Origin of the sequence: Tropicibacter sp. Alg240-R139 (genome assembly GCF_900537075.1) — a bacterium.
Lineage (GTDB): Bacteria > Pseudomonadota > Alphaproteobacteria > Rhodobacterales > Rhodobacteraceae > Falsiruegeria.
On sequence record NZ_UNRA01000002.1, the window covers coordinates 163,338 to 181,455 of the forward strand.

The window sequence follows — 18,118 nt, forward strand, 5'->3', positions numbered from 1 at the left end:
TCACACTGATCTGACGTGTGATCACAAGGTGGCGAATCGCAGTCCCAATCCATGCGCAGGCTCGAATGCGACCGGTTAATGACGGGTTTCGACAGTGCCGATATGGTCACAGCGCAGCCCGACCGCCAGATCATCCCTTGCGGCTCGCTTGATCCCAGTTCGCGTCAAAGTTAACCTTCCATCAAGGTTCTTCTGTCACATGCGCGGAGTTTTCGGGTGTTTTTCAAATCCCCCCCAATGGACAAGGCAAGTTGGGGTGTGGTTTGTACCTGTGCCGAGCCGACGCCCCTGATAGTGGCCTTTGTCGCGCACCACCTCGAGATGGGCGCACATCGTGTCTATCTGTTCCTAGATCAACCCGACCCGGAATTGCACGAAGTGCTGGCCGATGTGCGCGGCTGTGAAATCATCGACTGCGATGAGGCCTATTGGCAAGGCGCGGTCAACGGTCCCCAACCAGGGGCCACGGAAAAACGCCAGATCATCAACGCCACAAACGCCTATCTCCGGGCCGAGGTCGACTGGCTGGCGCATGTGGACGCCGACGAGTTTTTACAAAGCGACACCGAACTGGCTCGATATTTGGGCGCGGTGCCTGAAGGAGTGGATTTTATCGCGGTGCCCAATGTCGAGCGTGTTTTTGAAAGCACCATGCCGCAAAAGCGCCTTTTCGATGGGATCATGCGATGCCCCTTGCCGCGCGGTTGGATTGATCAGGATTTGATCTTTGCGGATGAGGTCACACCCTACCTGCGCCGCGGGCTGCCAGCGCACAGTTCTGGCAAATCCATCATGCGCACCGGCGTTGGGCTGGTCCCTGGTATCCATTCTCCGCGTCCGTCGCGCGACATGGAACGGCGTGCAAACGCCATCGCAGCGGCCAGCGTCAATGTCTTCCACTACGATGGTGTGACGGGGTTGCATTGGGTGATGAAGCTACGCCGCCTGTATTTCAACCAAAAGGATCGGATCGGGAAAAAAAGTTCATTTGGCACTCCGCGTGGCGAGCAACTGAATTACGTGATCGAAAAAGAGGGAGAGTTTGATGCCTTGTTCGACCTGCATCAGACGCTCAAGACGCTCCATTCCGATGACATCGAACGCCTGGATATGCTGGGCCTGATCTGCCGGGGGCAGATCGACCCCTTAGGCGCGGTTGACCGACTGGGGTTGAGCAACCGCATCGACATGTCGGTGTCAGGTTTCGATGTCCGACTGGGGCGTTGGCAGGAAGATCTGCCAGATCAGCGCAAACGCTGGTATCGCCTAAGCCGCAGGTCGGCCAAATCCGTCGAAAAGGCGGACCCCGGCAACGCAGAGCCTGAAAGCCTGACGCAAACATGAAAAAGGCCGGGTGATCATCACCCGGCCTTTCAAATTCTGCAGGTCTGGGCCAATTAGGCCAGCGAGCTGTCGATACCTTTGCACGCCTCGATCAGGCCTTTGACGGCGTTGACTGAGTTGTCGAACCCAGCTTGCTCTTCCTTGTTCAGCTTGATGTCGACAACACGCTCGACGCCACCGGCACCGATCACGGTCGGAACACCAACATACATGCCTTTGACGCCCAGCTCGCCGTCGCAATAGGCGGCGCAGGGCAGAACGCGTTTCTGGTCTTTCAGAAAGGCCTCGGCCATTTCGATCGCCGATGTCGCAGGCGCGTAGAACGCCGAACCGGTTTTCAGCAGGCCAACGATCTCGGCGCCGCCATCACGGGTGCGCTGTACGATGGCGTCCAGTTTTTCCTGCGTGGTCCAGCCCATGTCGACTAGGTCGGGCAGGGGGATACCGGCAACGGTCGAATAGCGCACCGATGGCACCATGGTGTCGCCATGGCCGCCCAGAACAAATGCGGTGACGTCGCGCATCGAAACGCCAAACTCTTCCGACAGGAAGTGTGCGAAACGTGCCGAATCCAGAACGCCGGCCATGCCGCAGACTTTGTGGTGGGGCAGGCCCGAAAATTCACGCAGAGCCCAGACCATCGCGTCCAGCGGGTTGGTGATGCAGATGACGAATGCGTCGGGTGCGTGGGCTGCGATGCCTTCGCCGACCGATTTCATGACCTTCAGGTTGATGCCCAGCAGGTCGTCGCGGCTCATGCCCGGTTTGCGCGCAACACCAGCGGTCACGATGCAGACGTCGGCGCCTGCGATGTCAGCGTAATCGCTGGTGCCCGACATTGCGGCGTCAAAGCCTTCGGACGGGCCGGATTCGGCGATATCCAGTGCCTTGCCCTGGGGCAGGCCGTCTGCGATGTCGAACAGGACAACGTCGCCCAATTCCTTGACTGCTGCGAGATGCGCAAGTGTGCCGCCGATGTTCCCTGCACCAATAAGTGCGATTTTGGGTCTGGCCATTGGAAAGTTCTCCGATCCGAATGAAAATCGCGCGTTTGCTAGTCGCTAATGCGTCACCGCGCAAGGGTTCTGCGACGCGGCATGCTATCGCATACAGGGTGTCGCACCCGGTTTGGGTGCGCTAACGTGCAACGGAATAAGGGGGATTGGGGTCGCGAGCGTGCTGGAATTCAATTTTCTGTTTTTTGCCGTGGCGATCCCGGCAACGGTGTTTGCGGGCATTTCCAAGGGCGGCTTTGGTTCGGGCGTGGCCTTTGCGTCCTCTTCGATTCTGGCGCTGATCCTCACACCCACTCAGGCGCTGGCCTTGATGCTGCCCCTTCTGATGCTGATCGACGTGGCGACCTTGCGCCCCTATTGGCGCCGATGGAGCTGGCCGGACGCCCGCGTGCTGATCATCGGGGGTATACCGGGTGTACTTCTGGGAATCTGGCTGTTCCAGATCACAAATGACGACATTTTGCGCCTGCTAATCGGGGGGATATCGCTGGCCTTCGTTGCTTGGCAAATGGTGCATCGCCCTCAAGTGTCACACCGGTTGCCCGCTTCTATCGGGGCTCTGGCTGGAATCGTGGCGGGCTTCACGAGCTTTGTTAGCCATGCAGGCGGGCCGCCCGCCGCCGTCTACCTGCTGTCGCAACACCTGACCAAGACCCAGTTTCAGGCCACAACAGTGTTGCTTTTCTGGGTCATCAATATCGCCAAGGTCATCCCCTACGCCTGGCTTGGCCTCTTCACAATGCAAACCATGCTGGCCAACCTGATGTTGGCCCCTTTTGCATTGTTAGGGGCGTGGCTGGGGGTTAAGGCGCACCACTTGGTTTCGGAGCGGTTGTTCTTTGGTGTCACTTACGTCCTGCTGACGGTCACAGGCTGCAAGCTCATCTGGGACGCGTTGATTTGACCGCAATACAAAAAGGCCGCTTGCTCTCCGAGGGAAAGAGAGAGCAAACGGCCCATGGCCTGATCCTGCTCGACAGGCTTCAGGCGTCGTTACCTTTGGCGGGTAGGGCCTCGGCCAGTGTTTCGAACGATTGCCCGGATGCCACCAGGCACGTCAGCCCACTTGGCATGGTCACCGTGATCGTCCAACTGCCGGTCTCGTGCGAGGCAAACACCTCGACCACCGACCCTTGCGCGGCCAAACCGATGCTCTGCCGGGTTTCGCCGTATTTCTCGGCCAGCCGTTCCAGAACCGCCGGGCGCGGTGCGCAATTTTGCCCTGCTGCCTGGGTCTGCGCGTTGACCGACTGGGCGGCCAGAACCATAACACCCAATCCCATCGTGAGTTTGAACATTGTCTTCATCATGACATTTCCCCTTTGCTGCGAAGTCGACCTTCTCCCGTCGATGCCACGGTGAGGCGGCTTGAAAAGACGAGTGTCGGAGGGGGCGCTCTTGTCGTCAGGTGTTCTGATCTTGTGGCGTTTCGTCTCCGATCCAATGCAGGAAATCCTGCGACAACTGTGCTGAAAACAGGTTAACGAACCGTTCGCCCAAGGCGTTCAGAGCCAACATTGCGTGATTATGCTGCATTGCGGCGATTCCCCCTTGAACTTTCCGCCTAAAAATGCCCCTGTCCGCGCAACTTTCTTTCGCACGAGGTTTCCCGCCATGGACGCACGTCAACGCCCCTACCGCTCGGTTCTCTACATTCCCGGCTCGAAAGAGCGCGCTTTGGAAAAGGCCAAAACCCTGCCTGTGGACGCGATCATCTTCGACCTCGAGGACGCCGTGTCAGTCGACGAAAAGGAAAACGCGCGCGAAACGCTGAAAGCGGCCTTGGCTGCGGGTGGCTATGGTGACCGGGTCAAGATCGTGCGTATCAACGGGTTCGACACCCCTTGGGGTCGTGACGATGCCGCCGCCGTGGCCGAGATGGACGCCGATGTGGTGCTGCTGCCCAAGGTCGGCTCGACCGATGATCTGGACGCGCTGGCCGCTGTCACCGGTGATCTGCCGATCTGGGCGATGATGGAAACCCCACGCGGGATGCTGAACGCGCCCTCAATCGCGGCCCACCCGCAGATGCAGGGCTTTGTCATGGGAACCAACGACCTGGCGAAAGAGCTGCAAACCCGTTTCCGCCCCGACCGCCTGCCGCTGCAAACTTCGCTGGGTCTGTGCCTGCTGGCCGCCAAGGCCGAGGGTCTGATCATCGTCGACGGTGTCTACAACGCGTTCAAAGACGACGAAGGCCTGCGGACTGAATGCGAACAGGGCCGCGACATGGGTTTTGACGGCAAAACCCTGATCCACCCGGCGCAGGTCGACGTGACAAACGAGGCCTTCGCCCCGTCCGAGGCCGAGATCGACCTGGCCCGCCGTCAGATCACCGCTTTTGAAGAAACCGAAGCCGCAGGTCAGGGCGTCGCCGTGGTCGACGGCAAGATTGTGGAAAACCTGCACGTTGCAACCGCCCGTGAAATTCTGGCAAAAGCAGAAGCAATCGCAGCCTTGGCATCCTGACAGGGCGCGAGCTAGCCGGGAGAGCAAGCAATGGGTTTTGGGTTGTTGATTTTGGGTGTGGCCCTGTGGTGGGCACCGCATCTGTTGAAACGGGTCATGCCCGAACGCCGCGCTGCCATGGGCAACGCGGGACGCGGGATTGTCTCGCTCGTATTGGTCGCCTCCATCGTGCTGATGGTGATCGGCTATCGCGCCACCGACTTCATCTACGTCTGGGGCCCGCCCAGCTTCATGGTGCACATCAATAACCTGCTCGTGCTGATCGCGATCTGGATGATGAGCCCCGCAGGCCAAAAGGGACTGCTGCTCAACAAGGTCCGCCATCCGATGCTGGCAGGGTTCAAGGCCTGGGCGCTTGCACACCTGCTGGTCAACGGCGATCTGGCCTCCATCGTGCTCTTTGGCGGGTTGCTCGCATGGGCCGTTGTCGAGGTGATCGTGATCAACAAATCCGAACCCGACTGGACGCCGGGCGAACCCGGAACGCTGGCCAAAGACGCCATGTTCTTTGTCGCCTCGATCGTGTTGCTGGCCATCATCGGCTATATCCACGGGCTTGTTGGCCCGTCCCCATTCCCCGGCTAAGGAGCTGACACCGTGACCAAACTCTATCGTCTCCTGACCGAGGAAGACACATCCGCTTTCTGCCACAAGGTCAGCGAGGCGCTGGCAAAAGGGTGGGAGCTGTATGGCGATCCCACCTACGCCTTTGATCAAGCAAACAACGTCATGCGCTGCGGTCAGGCCGTCACCAAAGAGGTCGAGGCCGACTATGCGCCCGAGATGAAACTAGGACAGCAATGATGGCAAAAACCAACCCCGGCCGCTTTTTCGAAGACTATTCCGTCGGTCAGGTCCTGACCCACGCGGTGCCGCGCACCGTTTCGGGCGGGGAACGTGCTCTGTATCACGCGCTCTATCCGGCGCGCCACGCGCTCTATTCCTCGGATGCTTTTGCGCAAGCCAGCGGTCTGCCTGCCAGCCCCATCGACGACCTGGCCGCGTTCCACGTGGTGTTTGGCAAAACCGTGCCGGATGTTTCCCTGAACGCGGTTGCCAACCTCGGCTACGCCGAAGGCCGCTGGCTGCTGCCGGTCTATCCCGGTGACACGCTGCGCTCGGAATCCGAGGTGATCGGCCTCAAGCAGAACTCCAACGGCAAAACCGGGGTTGTCTATGTCCGCACTTGTGGCCTGAACCAGCGCGACGAGGTCGTGATGGAATACGTCCGCTGGGTGATGGTGCGTAAAAACAACCTGGACGCACCCGCACCAGAAACCGTTGTGCCGGACCTGACCAAGGTCGTCCCCGCTGATCAACTGGTGATCCCCGAGGGGCTGGATTTCAGCACCTACAACTTCGACCTGGCCGGTGACCCCTACCGTTGGGGCGATTACGAGGTCGGCGAGACCATCGACCATGTCGACGGTGTCACAATCGAAGAAGCCGAGCACATGATCGCCACGCGCCTGTGGCAGAACACCGCCAAAGTACACTTCGACCTGACCTTCCGTCCCGACGGGCGGCTAATCTATGGCGGTCACGTGATTTCGATGGCGCGGGCGCTGTCGTTCAACGGTCTGGCCAACGCACAGATGATCGTCGGCCTCAACGGCGGCGCGCACGCCAACCCGTGCTTTGCTGGCACCACCGTGAAAGCCTGGACCGAGGTGTTGGATAAAGCCGACACGCCCGCACCCGGCGTCGGTGCCATCCGCCTGCGTCTGGTCGCGACCAAGGGCGGAGAACCGTTTGAGCTGAAAGACGAGGCTGGCAAGTACAAGCCGGACGTCCTTCTGGATCTCGACTATTGGGCGCTGATGCCACAATGACTCACGCTGGCCGGTTTGCGATCTACCTCACCCACCCGGAGGTCAATATAGATCCGACTAGTCCTGTTCCAGACTGGTGCTTGTCCCCATCTGGCGCAGAGCGGGTTGCATCCCTTGCAGCCAAGCTGCGTCAAACCCCTGTGCAAGTCATTTCCAGCGCCGAACGTAAGGCGCTCGAAACCGCTTGGCCTTTGGCTGCACGGTTCGGAACGCCGATCACCGTCCGCCCTGGCATGCACGAAAACGACCGCGCGGCCACCGGCTACCTGCCCGGACCCGAGTTCGAAGCCACGGCAGACGCCTTTTTCGTCAATCCGCATCAGTCCATTCGCGGCTGGGAACGTGCCATTGACGCCCAATCCCGCATCGCGGATGAGGTGCGGCGCGCCGTAAACAGCCACTTGGACGACCAGATCATCTTTTGTGGCCATGGTGGGGTGGGCACGTTGCTCTATTGCGATCTGGCGGGCAAACCCATTGACCGCACATTGGATCAATCGGGCGGTGGGAATTGGTTTGCCTTTGATCCCGACAACTGGACCGCCTTAAGCCACTGGGCCCCGATGGAGACACTGTCATTCTGAGTGGGCTGTGATAGCGTCCGCCTCATGACGCGCTTGAGATCACATATCCTGACCGCTGGCTTGTTGGCCGGGTTGAGCACGCCTGCCACCGCCGAATTCTCATTCGATGCGGATGAGGCAACACAGGCCTATGTCGAAGCCAACCTCTTGGGCATCTTCTATCACGAACTGGGGCATGCCCTGATCGACGTGCTCGGCTTGCCGATTTTCGGACAGGAAGAGGACGCCGCCGACGTCCTGTCGGTCTTCCTGATCGACGCGCTCTACGAAGAAGAGAGCGCCGTCGATCTTGCCTATGACACAGCCTTCGGGTTTCTCGGAGAGGCGGAACAACGTGAGGCCAACGCGGAGCCGCCCGCCTATTGGGACATCCACGGCCCCGATCTGCAACGCTATTACAACCTTATCTGCATCTTTTACGGGGCTAATCCAGATGAGCGTTCGGATGTTGCCGACGACTTGGGCCTGCCTGCCGACCGAGCCGACTACTGCCCCGACGAATACGACCAGGCGGACTACAGCTGGGGCGCGGCACTGGATGAAATCCTGACGGATCATCCCGCGCAGACCATCCGCCTGGGCCACATTGAAATCGAAACCGATGGCGGTGACTTCACCGCCCAAGTGATCGAGGCCGAAGTCGAGGCCCTGAACCAGGATTTTAGGCTTCCCGCCGAGCTAACCGTTTCGATCGTGCCCTGCGGTGAACCCAACGCGTACTACGACCCTCAAATCCGCGAGATTACCATGTGCACTGAATTTGCCGACAACCTTATGGCCTGGGCCCCAGAATGACCCTGCGACCAGCTCGGGCCGAAGACGCCTCAAGCCTTGCGGCAATCGCCATCGAGGTCTGGGTCGGCACCTATCTGCGCGACGGGGTTTCGGGGGTTTTTGCCGACTACGTGTTCGAAAGCTTGACGCCTGACGCATTTCGCGCCCTGATCGCAGACCCAAAGGAACACATCATCGTGTCCGAACGCGGCGACGGTATAGACGGCTTTATCCGCATCAGCGAAGACAAACCTGCAGAGGCAGCAGGGTGTTCTGATGTAGAAATCGCCACGCTTTACCTGCAACCCCGTCACCACGGGCAGGGGATCGGACAAGGCTTGTTGCAGCGCGGGTTGCAGATCAGCGCCGATCTTGGTGCGGGCCATCCATGGCTGATGGTGAACGAGGAGAATACCCAGGCCCGCGCCTTTTATGCCCGCCAAGGATTTTCCGAGGTCGGCCATACCTTCTTCCGCATCCAGAACGGTGCCTATCGCAATGAAATCTTGGCCTATCGCCCCGACAAAAAATGACTCCTTCGTGACGTGACTTTGCGGCCCCGGCTCGTAAGGTGGTGGCATGTGGCGAACCGCGATTTCTGCCGTGGCCTTTTCGGTCCTGACCTTGCCAGCGCAGGCCTGCGATCTGGCGTTGGCGCTGGCCGTGGACGTGTCGGGTTCGGTCGATAGCCGCGAATATGGCATTCAGATGAATGGGCTGGCTCTTGCCTTGCGCGATCCGATCATTTCCGAAGCGCTGGTGCGGGGTGACAGTCGGCTGATGTTGGTGCAATGGACTGGCGCCTCGCGTCAGCAAGTGACCATTCCCTGGACCCGCATTGACAGCTTTGACGCCATTGACGCCTTTGCTGTGGCAGTGGAGCAGGACATTCGCGTCTGGCGCAACTTCTCAACCGCGATCGGCGAGGCGTTGCAGGCGACGATGGCGGCGTTTGATCAGGTGCCGGACTGCAAACGCCACTTGATTGATCTGTCGGGCGATGGGTTTTCGAACGAAGGATTGGAACCCACCACCGTGCACCCTGATCTGCGCGCGGCCGGTATCACAGTGAACGCTATCGCGATCGAAGAAAGCGAACCCGAGTTGACCGCGTACTTCTTTGAAAACGTGATCGTCGGCGAGGGCGCTTTTGTGGTCTCGGCAGCTGGATTTCTGGACTACCCCGAGCGGATCCGAAAGAAACTCCTTCGCGAAGTCACCCAGCAGACGGCCGAGTTGGACTAGAGCAAGGTTGTGATCGGGGAAAAGGGGAGCTCCCGCACCCGAGCGATCCCGACTTCGTCGGCACCGCTAGCGGCTTTGGGCCGGGCACTGCGCAAAGCGCAGTGCCCGGCCCAACGGGAGGAGATGTTTCGTGAGAAACATCGACGAAGGGCGGGAGCGCCCCGAGATGATCGCGCCCATTCGTGGAAGGTGATCCACAAGTAGGGACAGCATTCCGGGATTCGTGATCACAACACTATGCGTACGATATCGTTAACATTCATGCGATGTTTGAGCTTTTGTGATCACACATCAGTTTAGTGTGATCACATTCTTGTATTTCTGCACTGCCGCGCCAAAAAACCGCGCCTTTTTACGACCGTTCTAGGTGACAGGCCGACAAAAAACGGTAAAACCAAGCGCAGCCAACCGGAAAGGAGCCACCATGGCCGATGTCAATCGGGGTAACCGCCCGCTCTCGCCACATATTATGATCTACCGCCCACAGATGACCTCCATATCATCAATTATGGTGCGGATGTCCGGCCTTGCTCTTTTGGTACTCGCCCCTCTGGTGGTGTGGTGGCTGCTGGCCTTAGCAACTTCGGAAAGCGCGTTCGCAGTCATCGACGGCCTGTTGCGCAGTTGGTTCGGTAAGCTGGTCCTGACCGGTGCAATCTGGGCGCTGTGGTACCACACGCTCGGTCGCCTGCGTCACGTGATCTGGGACTTCGGCTACTGCCTGGACGTCAACACATCCGAAAACATGGGCCGCGCCATGTTCATTGGTGCCACGGTACTAACCGTGATCACTATCCTGGTCGTATAAGGAGGACATGGCATGCGATACCTGACAGACCGCAAACGTGCAGTTGGACTGGGGGCCGGTGGCTCGGGCACCCAAGGACACTGGCAGATGATGGTGCGTTCGATGATCATGGTCATCCTCACACCGCTTTTCCTGATCACCTTCGGCCTGGGCCTGGGCGGCACCTATGAAGAGGCGCTCGCCTATTACAGCCAGCCGATCCCCGCGATCATCATCGCGCTCTCGCTGATCGTCGGCCTGACCCAGCTGATGCACGAGGCGAACGAGGCGATCGAGGACTATATCCACGGCGTCACCGAAAAGCTGACCCTGGTTGCCACCAAGGCGCTTGCCTACACGCTCATCGTTGCGGGGCTCTTTGCTCTCGTAAAGCTGGCCCTCTGAGACGCGCGGTAAGGAACAAGAACAATGACAGCAGCATATGAATATGAAACCCACGATTACGACGTTGTCGTCGTAGGCGCCGGTGGTGCAGGTCTGCGTGCAACCCTTGGCATGGCCGAACAAGGCCTGCGCACCGCGTGCGTGACCAAGGTGTTCCCGACCCGCTCGCACACCGTTGCGGCGCAGGGTGGCATCGCCGCCTCACTCTCGAACATGGGGCCCGACCACTGGCAGTGGCACATGTACGACACAGTCAAAGGCTCGGACTGGCTGGGCGACACGGACGCGATGGAATACCTCGCCCGCGAAGCCCCCAAAGCGGTATACGAACTGGAACACTACGGCGTGCCGTTTTCGCGCACCGAAGAAGGCAAGATTTATCAGCGCCCGTTCGGTGGTCACACCACCGAATTTGGCGAAGGCCCTGCCGTGCAGCGCACCTGTGCCGCCGCCGACCGGACCGGCCACGCGATCCTGCACACGCTTTATGGTCAGTCGCTGAAAAACAACGCCGAGTTTTACATCGAATATTTCGCCATCGACCTGCTGATGAGCGATGATGGCCAATGTCAGGGCGTCGTCTGCTGGAAGCTGGACGACGGCACCATGCACGTCTTCAACGCCAAGATGGTCGTGCTGGCCACCGGCGGTTATGGCCGCGCCTATTTCAGCGCCACGTCGGCCCACACCTGCACCGGCGACGGCGGCGGCATGGTGATGCGAGCGGGCCTGCCGATGCAGGATCTGGAGTTCGTTCAATTCCACCCCACCGGCATCTACGGCTCGGGCTGCCTGATTACCGAAGGCGCACGGGGCGAGGGCGGTTACCTGACCAACTCGGAAGGTGAACGGTTCATGGAGCGTTACGCGCCCCAGTACAAAGACCTCGCACCGCGGGACTATGTCAGCCGTTCCATGACCATGGAAATCCGCGAAGGTCGCGGTGTGGGCGCCGAGGGCGACCACATCCACCTGAACCTGTCCCACCTGCCAGCCGAAGCTTTGGCCGAACGTCTGCCGGGCATTTCGGAAAGCGCCAAGATCTTTGCCGGTGTTGACGTGAACAAAGAACCGATCCCGGTTCTGCCCACCGTTCACTACAACATGGGCGGTATCCCGACCAACTATTGGGGTGAGGTGCTGAACCCGACCGAAGAAAACCCAACCGGCATCGTTCCCGGCCTGATGGCCGTGGGCGAAGCGGGCTGTGCCTCGGTGCACGGGGCCAACCGTCTGGGCTCGAACTCGCTCATCGACCTCGTGGTCTTTGGCCGCGCGTCGGCGATCAAGGCGGGCGAAGTTGTGGACCCGAACGCAGCTGTGCCGCAGGCGTCTGCGGACAAGGTCGAAAAGGTTTTCGAACGCTTCGACAGCCTGCGTTACACCAAGGGCGCGATCCCGACGGCTGACCTGCGTCTGGAAATGCAGAAAACCATGCAGCGCGACGCGGCCGTATTCCGCACCGCCAAGACTATGGCCGAAGGTGTCGAGGCCATGACCGAGATTGCGGGCAAGATGGGCGACGTTAAGGTCACGGATCAATCGCTGGTCTGGAACTCGGACCTGATGGAAACGCTGGAACTGACCAACCTGATGCCATCGGCGCTGGCCACCATCGTTGGTGCCGAGGCGCGTAAGGAAAGCCGCGGTGCCCACGCACACGAGGATCACACCGAGCGTGACGATGAAAACTGGCGGGTCCACACGATCAGCCGCATCGACGAGACCGGCACCAAATGTGACCTCAGCTATCGCCCAGTGATCACCGATCCGCTGTCGACCGAAGCCGAAGGCGGCATCAGCCTCAAGAAAATCGCGCCCAAAGCGCGGACATTCTAAGGAGAGAGAAATGGTACAACTGACCCTCCCCAAGAATTCGCGCATCACCACGGGCAAGACTTGGCCCAAGCCCGAAGGCGCGACCAACATCCGCAAGTTCCAGATCTATCGTTGGAACCCTGATGACGGTCAAAACCCGCGCGTGGACACCTATTTCCTGGACATGGACACCTGTGGTCCAATGGTTCTGGATGCGCTGATCAAGATCAAGAACGAGATCGACCCGACCCTGACGTTCCGCCGGTCCTGCCGCGAAGGCATCTGTGGATCGTGCGCGATGAACATCGACGGCATCAACACGCTGGCCTGTATCTACGGCATGGATGAAATCAAGGGTGCAGTAAAAATCTATCCACTGCCCCACATGGAAGTCGTCAAGGACCTGATCCCTGACCTGACGCATTTCTATGCGCAGCACGCGTCGATCATGCCGTGGTTGGAAACCAAAACTAACCGCCCAGCCAAAGAGTGGAAGCAGTCGATTGATGACCGCAAAAAGCTCGATGGTCTTTATGAATGCGTGATGTGTGCGTCCTGCTCGACATCCTGCCCCAGCTACTGGTGGAACAGCGACCGCTACCTGGGCCCGGCCGCGCTGCTGCACGCCTACCGCTGGATCATCGACTCGCGCGACGAGGCAACAGGCGAGCGTCTGGACGAGCTGGAAGACCCCTTCAAGCTCTACCGCTGCCACACCATCATGAACTGCGCCAAGACCTGCCCCAAGGGTCTGAACCCGGCAAAAGCCATTGCCGAGATCAAGAAAATGATGGTCGACCGCGCCGTCTAAGGTTGCATTCGAGAGCATTTCAAAGGGCCGGCCCATTGGGCTGGCCCTTATTGTATTCGGCAAGGTTGATTCAGGCCTCGGGGGGTGCCACGGCCCGTTGATAGAGATGCCATGTGCTGTGGCCGAGGATCGGCAAGGTAAAGATCAGGCCCAGAAATACGGGAACCATCGAAACCAGCATGACGACCGAAATGATCGCCGCCCAGCTGAGCATGACGACAGGGTTTTGAGTGACCACGCGAATGGATGTGAGCATTGCGGACACGAAATTGATCTCGCGGTCGAGCAGCATGGGCATGGAAATAGCGGTCACCGTAAATAGCGCCGCTGACAGGATTGCCCCCGCGCAGGTGCCCACAGCAAGAAAGATCCAGCCTTCCGGTGTGAAGAAAACGATGTCCAGGAAACCACCAAATCCCGAGAATGACGTATCCTTGAGGATGATCGCCAGCCAAAGCCGAACCTGATAAATCCACACCCAGAATATGAACAGGGTAACAAAGGCCATCCAGCCCATTTCACGTTTGCGTTGATCAGCGACGACAGTGAGAATTTCGACCCAGCCAAAGCTTTCCCCCTTCTGCAACCGACGGGACATTTCATAAAGTCCGGCAGCAGCAAAAGGCGCGACCAGTGGAAAGCCCAGAATGGCGGGAATGATCACCCAGATCTGATTAAGCCAAACCAGACTCCACACAAACAGAATGCCGAAGGCCGCATAGAACAGGCCAAAAAATCCGCTCATGACCGGGCGCGCCAGAAAATCGGAAATCCCGGCCTTCAGCGACGCGGCGATATCTCGGGCCGTCACTGTGTTGATCTTTGGGATGGCCGATTGCAGCGGCATTAGATTGTCCGGTGGTGTGGAATCCGGGGCTTTGGATGTCATGGCATACTCCTCTCAGAGCATGACGCCGCAGTGGCCCGTTGGTCAATGACACTGGCCAAGAAACAGGCATCCCTGCTCTGAAAATAATCCTGCATCAGGAGAGGGATCGGTGCAAGGAAAGAGGATGGCAGCCAAGTTCACGACGCGGGGCTGACCCAACTTCGAGCGCACGCCGTCAGTCATTTTTATTTCATAGATGTCGCCCTAGCAGCGACGACATTTAAGCTCTTGGCAAAGCGTGGTTTCCCGACTTAAATCGGGGGATGAGCAATCTGACCTTCGCCCTCCTTCTTGCCACCTTCGCCGGACTGGCCATGCCCCTGGGCGGGCTGCTGGCGCGCTATGAACAGGTGCGTGATACTCGCATTCAGGCACGCATCGTGCATGCAGTAACCGCCTTTGGCGGTGGGGCGTTGCTGTCGGCGGTGGCTTTGGTTCTGGTGCCACGCGGGGCCGAGGCGTTGCCTGTGACTGTGGCTATCCCACTGCTGGTGGCAGGTGGATTTAGCTTCTACATCGTTGATAAGCTTTTGGCCCGCACAGGCGGTAGTGGGGCACTGCTTTTGGCGATGCTGCTCGACTTTCTGCCCGAGGCGATGGCGCTTGGTGCGTTGTTGACGACCGAGGCGGCAACGGCGAAACTGCTGGCGGCGATGATATTCCTTCAAAACTTGCCCGAAGGGTTCTCTGCCTTTCGTGACATCTGGTCACGAGGGCAGGCGCCGGGCTGGCAGATCCTGTTGATCTTCATCGGTTTGGCGGCCCTTGGCCCCTTGTGCGCGGCTGTGGGGTTTCACTTCTTGTCGACTGACCCCGAAACCCTGGGCGCGATCATGATCTTTGCTGCCGGTGGTATCCTGTATCTACTGTTTCAGGACATCGCGCCCGAGGCACATGTGTCCGGCGACTGGTCGCCTGCCCTGGGGGCTGTTTGTGGCTTTGCACTGGGATTGGCCGGAGACATGATCATCGGTTGACCTCATGCATCTCTTGCGTGCCCAGATTGCGGCTTTGACCGGTTCGGCGGCTTGTGTCGGCGCATGACTGCGAGGGGCAGGGAGGGGCTGTTCCAACACGATCGGATGACGACCAAAATACACGCCCCCCCAAAAAAAATGACCTGGGCGCAAGAGGCACTGGAGCTGCTCAATCAGGTCCAGGCCTATTATGTGGCCGAGTCCGCACCGCGCGTGGAAGAAGAACAGCCAGATCCGTTCCAATTCGCAAACGCGGCCTGATTTCTGCCGTCTGACGGCCACGGAGCACTCCCGCCCGTCGTCGATGCCCCTTACGGGCCACCTCCTCCGGTTGGGCCGGGCGCCGCGCTGTGCGCGGCGCGACACCGCAGAACGCTCCGGTTCAAGAAACCGGAGCGTTGCTCCCTTGCTGTTCCAGCGGCGTCACGAATGCGCTAAGCCAGCACCATGCCCATCTTATTGCTTCTGCTCGCCCTCACCGTGTTCGCCTATTTTCTGTGGCGGGCCAAAACCACGACGCTGTCACGCAACTGCCGTTGGCGGCAAAGCCGGTCTCAGGACCTCTGGCGTTGTTCCTCTTGTGGGGCGGTTTCGTCGGGCGCTGATCACCCCCGCCACTGTGGTTTGAAACAGCCGCGCTGACCCCTTGCATTTGCCTGGTCTCTCGTGCCCATCTGTGGCCCAAGAGGAGACGCCATCATGACCTATGCCCCCACGGACACCCCAGCAGATGCAGCTGACCGCCGCGCCATCGCTCCGGTCATCTGTTATCCACCCGAGACGTTGCCCAAACCGCCGCTAGAGCTTTATCGCACCGCGCGCGCGACTGCACTCAAAACCAATGAGGTCTTGATACCCGCCCGCGACGCGCAGTGTTTTGAGGTGCCCGCCGGACACTTCTTTCGCATTTCCTCGGTCGAGGGTCCGCAGGTGGGGGATCTGAACCTGCACAACCTGAACGATGTGACCGAGCGGTTCTATTCCGGCAAGACCCGCGCCCTGCACGGCACTCACATCACCACGGGGGAACGCATGTGGAGCAGCTTTCCAAACATGCGCCCCATGGCCACGATCACCGAGGATACCCTGGGCTGGTACGGGATCGACGACTTCGGCGGATCGGTCCACGACGTGATCGGCACCCGATGCGATCCTTATACGGGCAACCTGTTGGCGGGCACGCAGTATCATCATTGCTGCCATTCGAACCTGACCCGGTCGCTGGCCGATCATTTGGGGGTGCCCGTGGACCAGGCCGAGCCACTGGTGCACGATGTGCTCAACGTCTTCATGTGCACCGGGTTCACTCGCGACACCGGGCAATACTTCATGAAGGCCTCGCCGGTGCGGCCCGGCGACTATCTGGAATTCTTTGCCGAGATCGACCTCCTGGGCAACCTCAGCGCCTGTCCGGGCGGGGATTGTTCCTCCGAACATTCCTCGGATGCGGCGTCCTGTCACCCGCTGCTGGTCGAGGTCTTTGCTCCGGCTCAAGGCACGCTCGAAGGGTGGAGCAGTCCGAGCACCAACGAATACGACCGAACACATGGACGGGGGTAAGGTCGAATATCCCTATGCTTTTTTCTGACCCGCCGGTCCGCGTTTGAACTGTCCGATAGCAAGGGCACCGAGGACCGAATGGCGACATCGGCAAAATCCCAACCAATGGCATTCTGCGATGGCGCGCCGCGCGTAGCGCGGCGCCCGGCCCAACGGGAGGAGATGTCCCGGCAGGGGCATCGACGACGGGCGGGAGTGCTTGGTCCCTGTCTCGGTTCATTTTACGACCTGGACAGACCTGGAAAGACCTGGGCTGAACCGGATGACTGGTGCCAGAGCAGCGTATTGAGAATTAGTTTCTGAAGTGTCCGGCAACCCGTGTCGTCGAAACCTGAAAGCTGGTATACAACCGCCCAAGAGATAAACAAAACGGGCGAGGGGTTAACCCTCGCCCGTTTCGTTTCCAACACTCGGCGCGTGTGCCAGCCGGTGCACGGGTGGTGCACGGTCTGTGCACGCATGTCACACGTCGGATTTTGGCATACTCCCGAGTGTTAACGCGCCTCGGCAAAGGCGGCTTCAAGCGCAATCTCAACCATCTCGCCAAAACTGCGCTCGCGCTGATCACTGGGCAAGGCCTCACCCGTCAACAGATGATCGGACACGGTCAGAACTGCCAGCGCCCGGCAGCCGTGGCGGGCTGCAAGGTTGTAAAGCTCTGCAGCTTCCATCTCGACGCCCAGGATGCCGTGACGCACCATCTGTTCGTTGAGATCGGGCCGTTCATCATAGAACACATCCGAGGAATAGATTCCTCCGACATGCGTTGTCGTGCCCTTGGCTTGTGCTGCCTCAGCGGCCGCCTTGAGCAGGGACCAATCCGCACAGGGTGCAAAGTTCACTTCTTTGAAAATCCCGCGCGACGGCGTGCTGAGCGTTGTTGCTGTCATCGCCAGAATGACGTCTCTGACCGCGACCTTATCCTGCATGCCTCCACAAGATCCGATGCGGATCAGAGTCCTGGCGCCATAGTCACGGATCAACTCGTTGACATAGATCGACAGGGACGGCATGCCCATGCCGCTGCCCTGAATGGTGACCCGCTGGCCATTCCAAGTTCCGGTATACCCCAACATCCCGCGAACTTCGTTGACCAGTTTCACATCCGACAGAAACGTTTCCGCCGCCCACTTTGCCCGATAAGGATCACCAGGCAAAAGGACAGTTTCTGCGATTTCTCCAGACTTGGCTCCAATATGAATTGTCATAGTTGAAAACCTACCTTCAGACTTCTAAGTCCGAAATGTCAGCGCCCGACGTCATTGCATCGTGAATCCACTGTGGTTTGCGACCGCGTCCCGACCAGGTTTGTTCTGGATTGGCAGGATTGCGGTATTTGGCTGCGGCTTTCCCGGTCTTTCTGCCCTTTTTCACTTCGGGCGATAATTCAGCTAGCGAAAAGCCGAATTCAGCAGCAGCTTTTTCAGCAGCCTCCAATGCCTCACGGCGTTCACGTTGCTCGGCATCCTTCAATGCAGCATCGACATTGGACTGCAGCTCAAGCAGCTCCTTGCGCGACATTGCGCTAAGGTTGATTCCCATTTTTTGACTCCCATTTCAATTTAAACGCCAAAAAGGTGGCGCCCAACACGCCACCTTAGAGCTAT

The 18,118-nt window shown here is 59.3% G+C and carries 23 protein-coding genes; 17 read left to right on the top strand and 6 right to left on the bottom strand.

Annotated elements, in window-relative coordinates:
- Window positions 1-237 precede the first annotated feature (237 nt).
- Window positions 238-1,344, top strand: a complete 1,107-nt coding sequence (locus tag G6R15_RS08460; RefSeq protein WP_164659432.1) for a glycosyltransferase family 2 protein — start codon at window positions 238-240, stop codon at window positions 1,342-1,344.
- Window positions 1,345-1,397: 53 nt separating this feature from the next.
- On the opposite strand, the gene mdh is transcribed toward G6R15_RS08460, so the two are convergent.
- Window positions 1,398-2,360: a malate dehydrogenase gene (gene mdh, locus G6R15_RS08465; RefSeq protein ID WP_164659433.1), complete on the bottom strand. Its 963-nt coding sequence runs from the start codon at window positions 2,358-2,360 to the stop codon at window positions 1,398-1,400.
- Window positions 2,361-2,520: 160 nt separating this feature from the next.
- Here mdh and G6R15_RS08470 point away from each other — a divergent pair, with 160 nt between their 5' ends.
- Window positions 2,521-3,264: a sulfite exporter TauE/SafE family protein gene (locus G6R15_RS08470; RefSeq protein WP_164659434.1), complete on the top strand. Its 744-nt coding sequence runs from the start codon at window positions 2,521-2,523 to the stop codon at window positions 3,262-3,264.
- Window positions 3,265-3,343: 79 nt separating this feature from the next.
- Here the strand turns inward: G6R15_RS08470 and G6R15_RS08475 are convergent, their stop codons facing one another.
- Together G6R15_RS08475 and G6R15_RS23015 are read right to left on the bottom strand one after the other, a co-directional pair.
- On the bottom strand, window positions 3,344-3,670 hold the full coding sequence (locus G6R15_RS08475; RefSeq protein ID WP_164659435.1) for a hypothetical protein: 327 nt from the start codon (window positions 3,668-3,670) through the stop codon (window positions 3,344-3,346).
- A 94-nt stretch (window positions 3,671-3,764) separates the two neighbouring features.
- On the bottom strand, window positions 3,765-3,896 hold the full coding sequence (locus tag G6R15_RS23015; protein ID WP_255456159.1) for a hypothetical protein: 132 nt from the start codon (window positions 3,894-3,896) through the stop codon (window positions 3,765-3,767).
- Window positions 3,897-3,974: 78 nt separating this feature from the next.
- On the opposite strand from G6R15_RS23015, the gene G6R15_RS08480 reads away from it, so the two are divergent.
- From G6R15_RS08480 to G6R15_RS08535, 12 genes are all read left to right on the top strand, one after another.
- Entirely contained in the window at window positions 3,975-4,829 is an 855-nt protein-coding gene (locus G6R15_RS08480) for a CoA ester lyase (RefSeq protein WP_164659436.1), read from the top strand.
- Window positions 4,830-4,859: 30 nt separating this feature from the next.
- The gene (locus tag G6R15_RS08485) at window positions 4,860-5,414 is read left to right on the top strand and encodes an NnrU family protein (RefSeq protein ID WP_164659437.1); all 555 of its coding nucleotides are present in this window, start codon (window positions 4,860-4,862) and stop codon (window positions 5,412-5,414) included.
- 12 nt (window positions 5,415-5,426) lie between these two features.
- Window positions 5,427-5,633: a DUF1737 domain-containing protein gene (locus G6R15_RS08490; RefSeq protein ID WP_164659438.1), complete on the top strand. Its 207-nt coding sequence runs from the start codon at window positions 5,427-5,429 to the stop codon at window positions 5,631-5,633.
- A complete protein-coding gene (locus tag G6R15_RS08495) occupies window positions 5,633-6,661 on the top strand; it encodes a MaoC family dehydratase (RefSeq protein ID WP_164659439.1) in 1,029 nt (342 codons plus the stop codon). The genes G6R15_RS08490 and G6R15_RS08495 overlap by 1 nt, the downstream gene beginning before the upstream one ends.
- Entirely contained in the window at window positions 6,658-7,245 is a 588-nt protein-coding gene (locus G6R15_RS08500) for a histidine phosphatase family protein (protein ID WP_164659440.1), read from the top strand. Before G6R15_RS08495 ends, G6R15_RS08500 begins: the two co-directional genes overlap by 4 nt.
- 24 nt (window positions 7,246-7,269) lie before the next feature.
- The gene (locus tag G6R15_RS08505) at window positions 7,270-8,040 is read left to right on the top strand and encodes a DUF4344 domain-containing metallopeptidase (protein ID WP_164659441.1); all 771 of its coding nucleotides are present in this window, start codon (window positions 7,270-7,272) and stop codon (window positions 8,038-8,040) included.
- A complete protein-coding gene (locus G6R15_RS08510) occupies window positions 8,037-8,552 on the top strand; it encodes a GNAT family N-acetyltransferase (protein WP_164659442.1) in 516 nt (171 codons plus the stop codon). The genes G6R15_RS08505 and G6R15_RS08510 overlap by 4 nt, the downstream gene beginning before the upstream one ends.
- A 46-nt stretch (window positions 8,553-8,598) precedes the next feature.
- On the top strand, window positions 8,599-9,264 hold the full coding sequence (locus G6R15_RS08515; RefSeq protein ID WP_164659443.1) for a DUF1194 domain-containing protein: 666 nt from the start codon (window positions 8,599-8,601) through the stop codon (window positions 9,262-9,264).
- A 424-nt stretch (window positions 9,265-9,688) separates the two neighbouring features.
- Window positions 9,689-10,072, top strand: a complete 384-nt coding sequence (gene sdhC, locus G6R15_RS08520) for a succinate dehydrogenase, cytochrome b556 subunit (RefSeq protein WP_085797417.1) — start codon at window positions 9,689-9,691, stop codon at window positions 10,070-10,072.
- 12 nt (window positions 10,073-10,084) lie between these two features.
- Window positions 10,085-10,456: a succinate dehydrogenase, hydrophobic membrane anchor protein gene (locus G6R15_RS08525; RefSeq protein ID WP_164659444.1), complete on the top strand. Its 372-nt coding sequence runs from the start codon at window positions 10,085-10,087 to the stop codon at window positions 10,454-10,456.
- Between the two features lie 24 nt (window positions 10,457-10,480).
- Complete coding sequence (gene sdhA, locus G6R15_RS08530) at window positions 10,481-12,295, top strand: succinate dehydrogenase flavoprotein subunit (RefSeq protein WP_164659445.1); 1,815 nt, start codon at window positions 10,481-10,483, stop codon at window positions 12,293-12,295.
- Between the two features lie 10 nt (window positions 12,296-12,305).
- Window positions 12,306-13,085: a succinate dehydrogenase iron-sulfur subunit gene (locus G6R15_RS08535; protein ID WP_164659446.1), complete on the top strand. Its 780-nt coding sequence runs from the start codon at window positions 12,306-12,308 to the stop codon at window positions 13,083-13,085.
- Between the two features lie 70 nt (window positions 13,086-13,155).
- Here G6R15_RS08535 and G6R15_RS08540 read toward each other — a convergent pair whose 3' ends face one another.
- Entirely contained in the window at window positions 13,156-13,974 is an 819-nt protein-coding gene (locus G6R15_RS08540; RefSeq protein ID WP_164659447.1) for a DUF2189 domain-containing protein, read from the bottom strand.
- 263 nt (window positions 13,975-14,237) lie between these two features.
- Between G6R15_RS08540 and G6R15_RS08545 the strand changes: the two genes are divergently transcribed.
- The 3 genes from G6R15_RS08545 (at window position 14,238) to G6R15_RS08550 (ending at window position 16,511) form a co-directional block, all read left to right on the top strand.
- Complete coding sequence (locus G6R15_RS08545; protein ID WP_164659448.1) at window positions 14,238-14,951, top strand: ZIP family metal transporter; 714 nt, start codon at window positions 14,238-14,240, stop codon at window positions 14,949-14,951.
- Between the two features lie 138 nt (window positions 14,952-15,089).
- Complete coding sequence (locus G6R15_RS23020; protein WP_255456160.1) at window positions 15,090-15,212, top strand: hypothetical protein; 123 nt, start codon at window positions 15,090-15,092, stop codon at window positions 15,210-15,212.
- A 438-nt stretch (window positions 15,213-15,650) separates the two neighbouring features.
- Window positions 15,651-16,511, top strand: a complete 861-nt coding sequence (locus G6R15_RS08550) for an urea carboxylase-associated family protein (RefSeq protein ID WP_164659449.1) — start codon at window positions 15,651-15,653, stop codon at window positions 16,509-16,511.
- Window positions 16,512-17,005: 494 nt separating this feature from the next.
- Here G6R15_RS08550 and deoD read toward each other — a convergent pair whose 3' ends face one another.
- On the bottom strand, window positions 17,006-17,719 hold the full coding sequence (gene deoD / locus G6R15_RS08555) for a purine-nucleoside phosphorylase (protein WP_164659450.1): 714 nt from the start codon (window positions 17,717-17,719) through the stop codon (window positions 17,006-17,008).
- Between the two features lie 16 nt (window positions 17,720-17,735).
- Window positions 17,736-18,053, bottom strand: a complete 318-nt coding sequence (locus G6R15_RS08560; protein WP_164659451.1) for an H-NS family nucleoid-associated regulatory protein — start codon at window positions 18,051-18,053, stop codon at window positions 17,736-17,738.
- Between the last annotated feature and the right edge of the window lie 65 nt (window positions 18,054-18,118).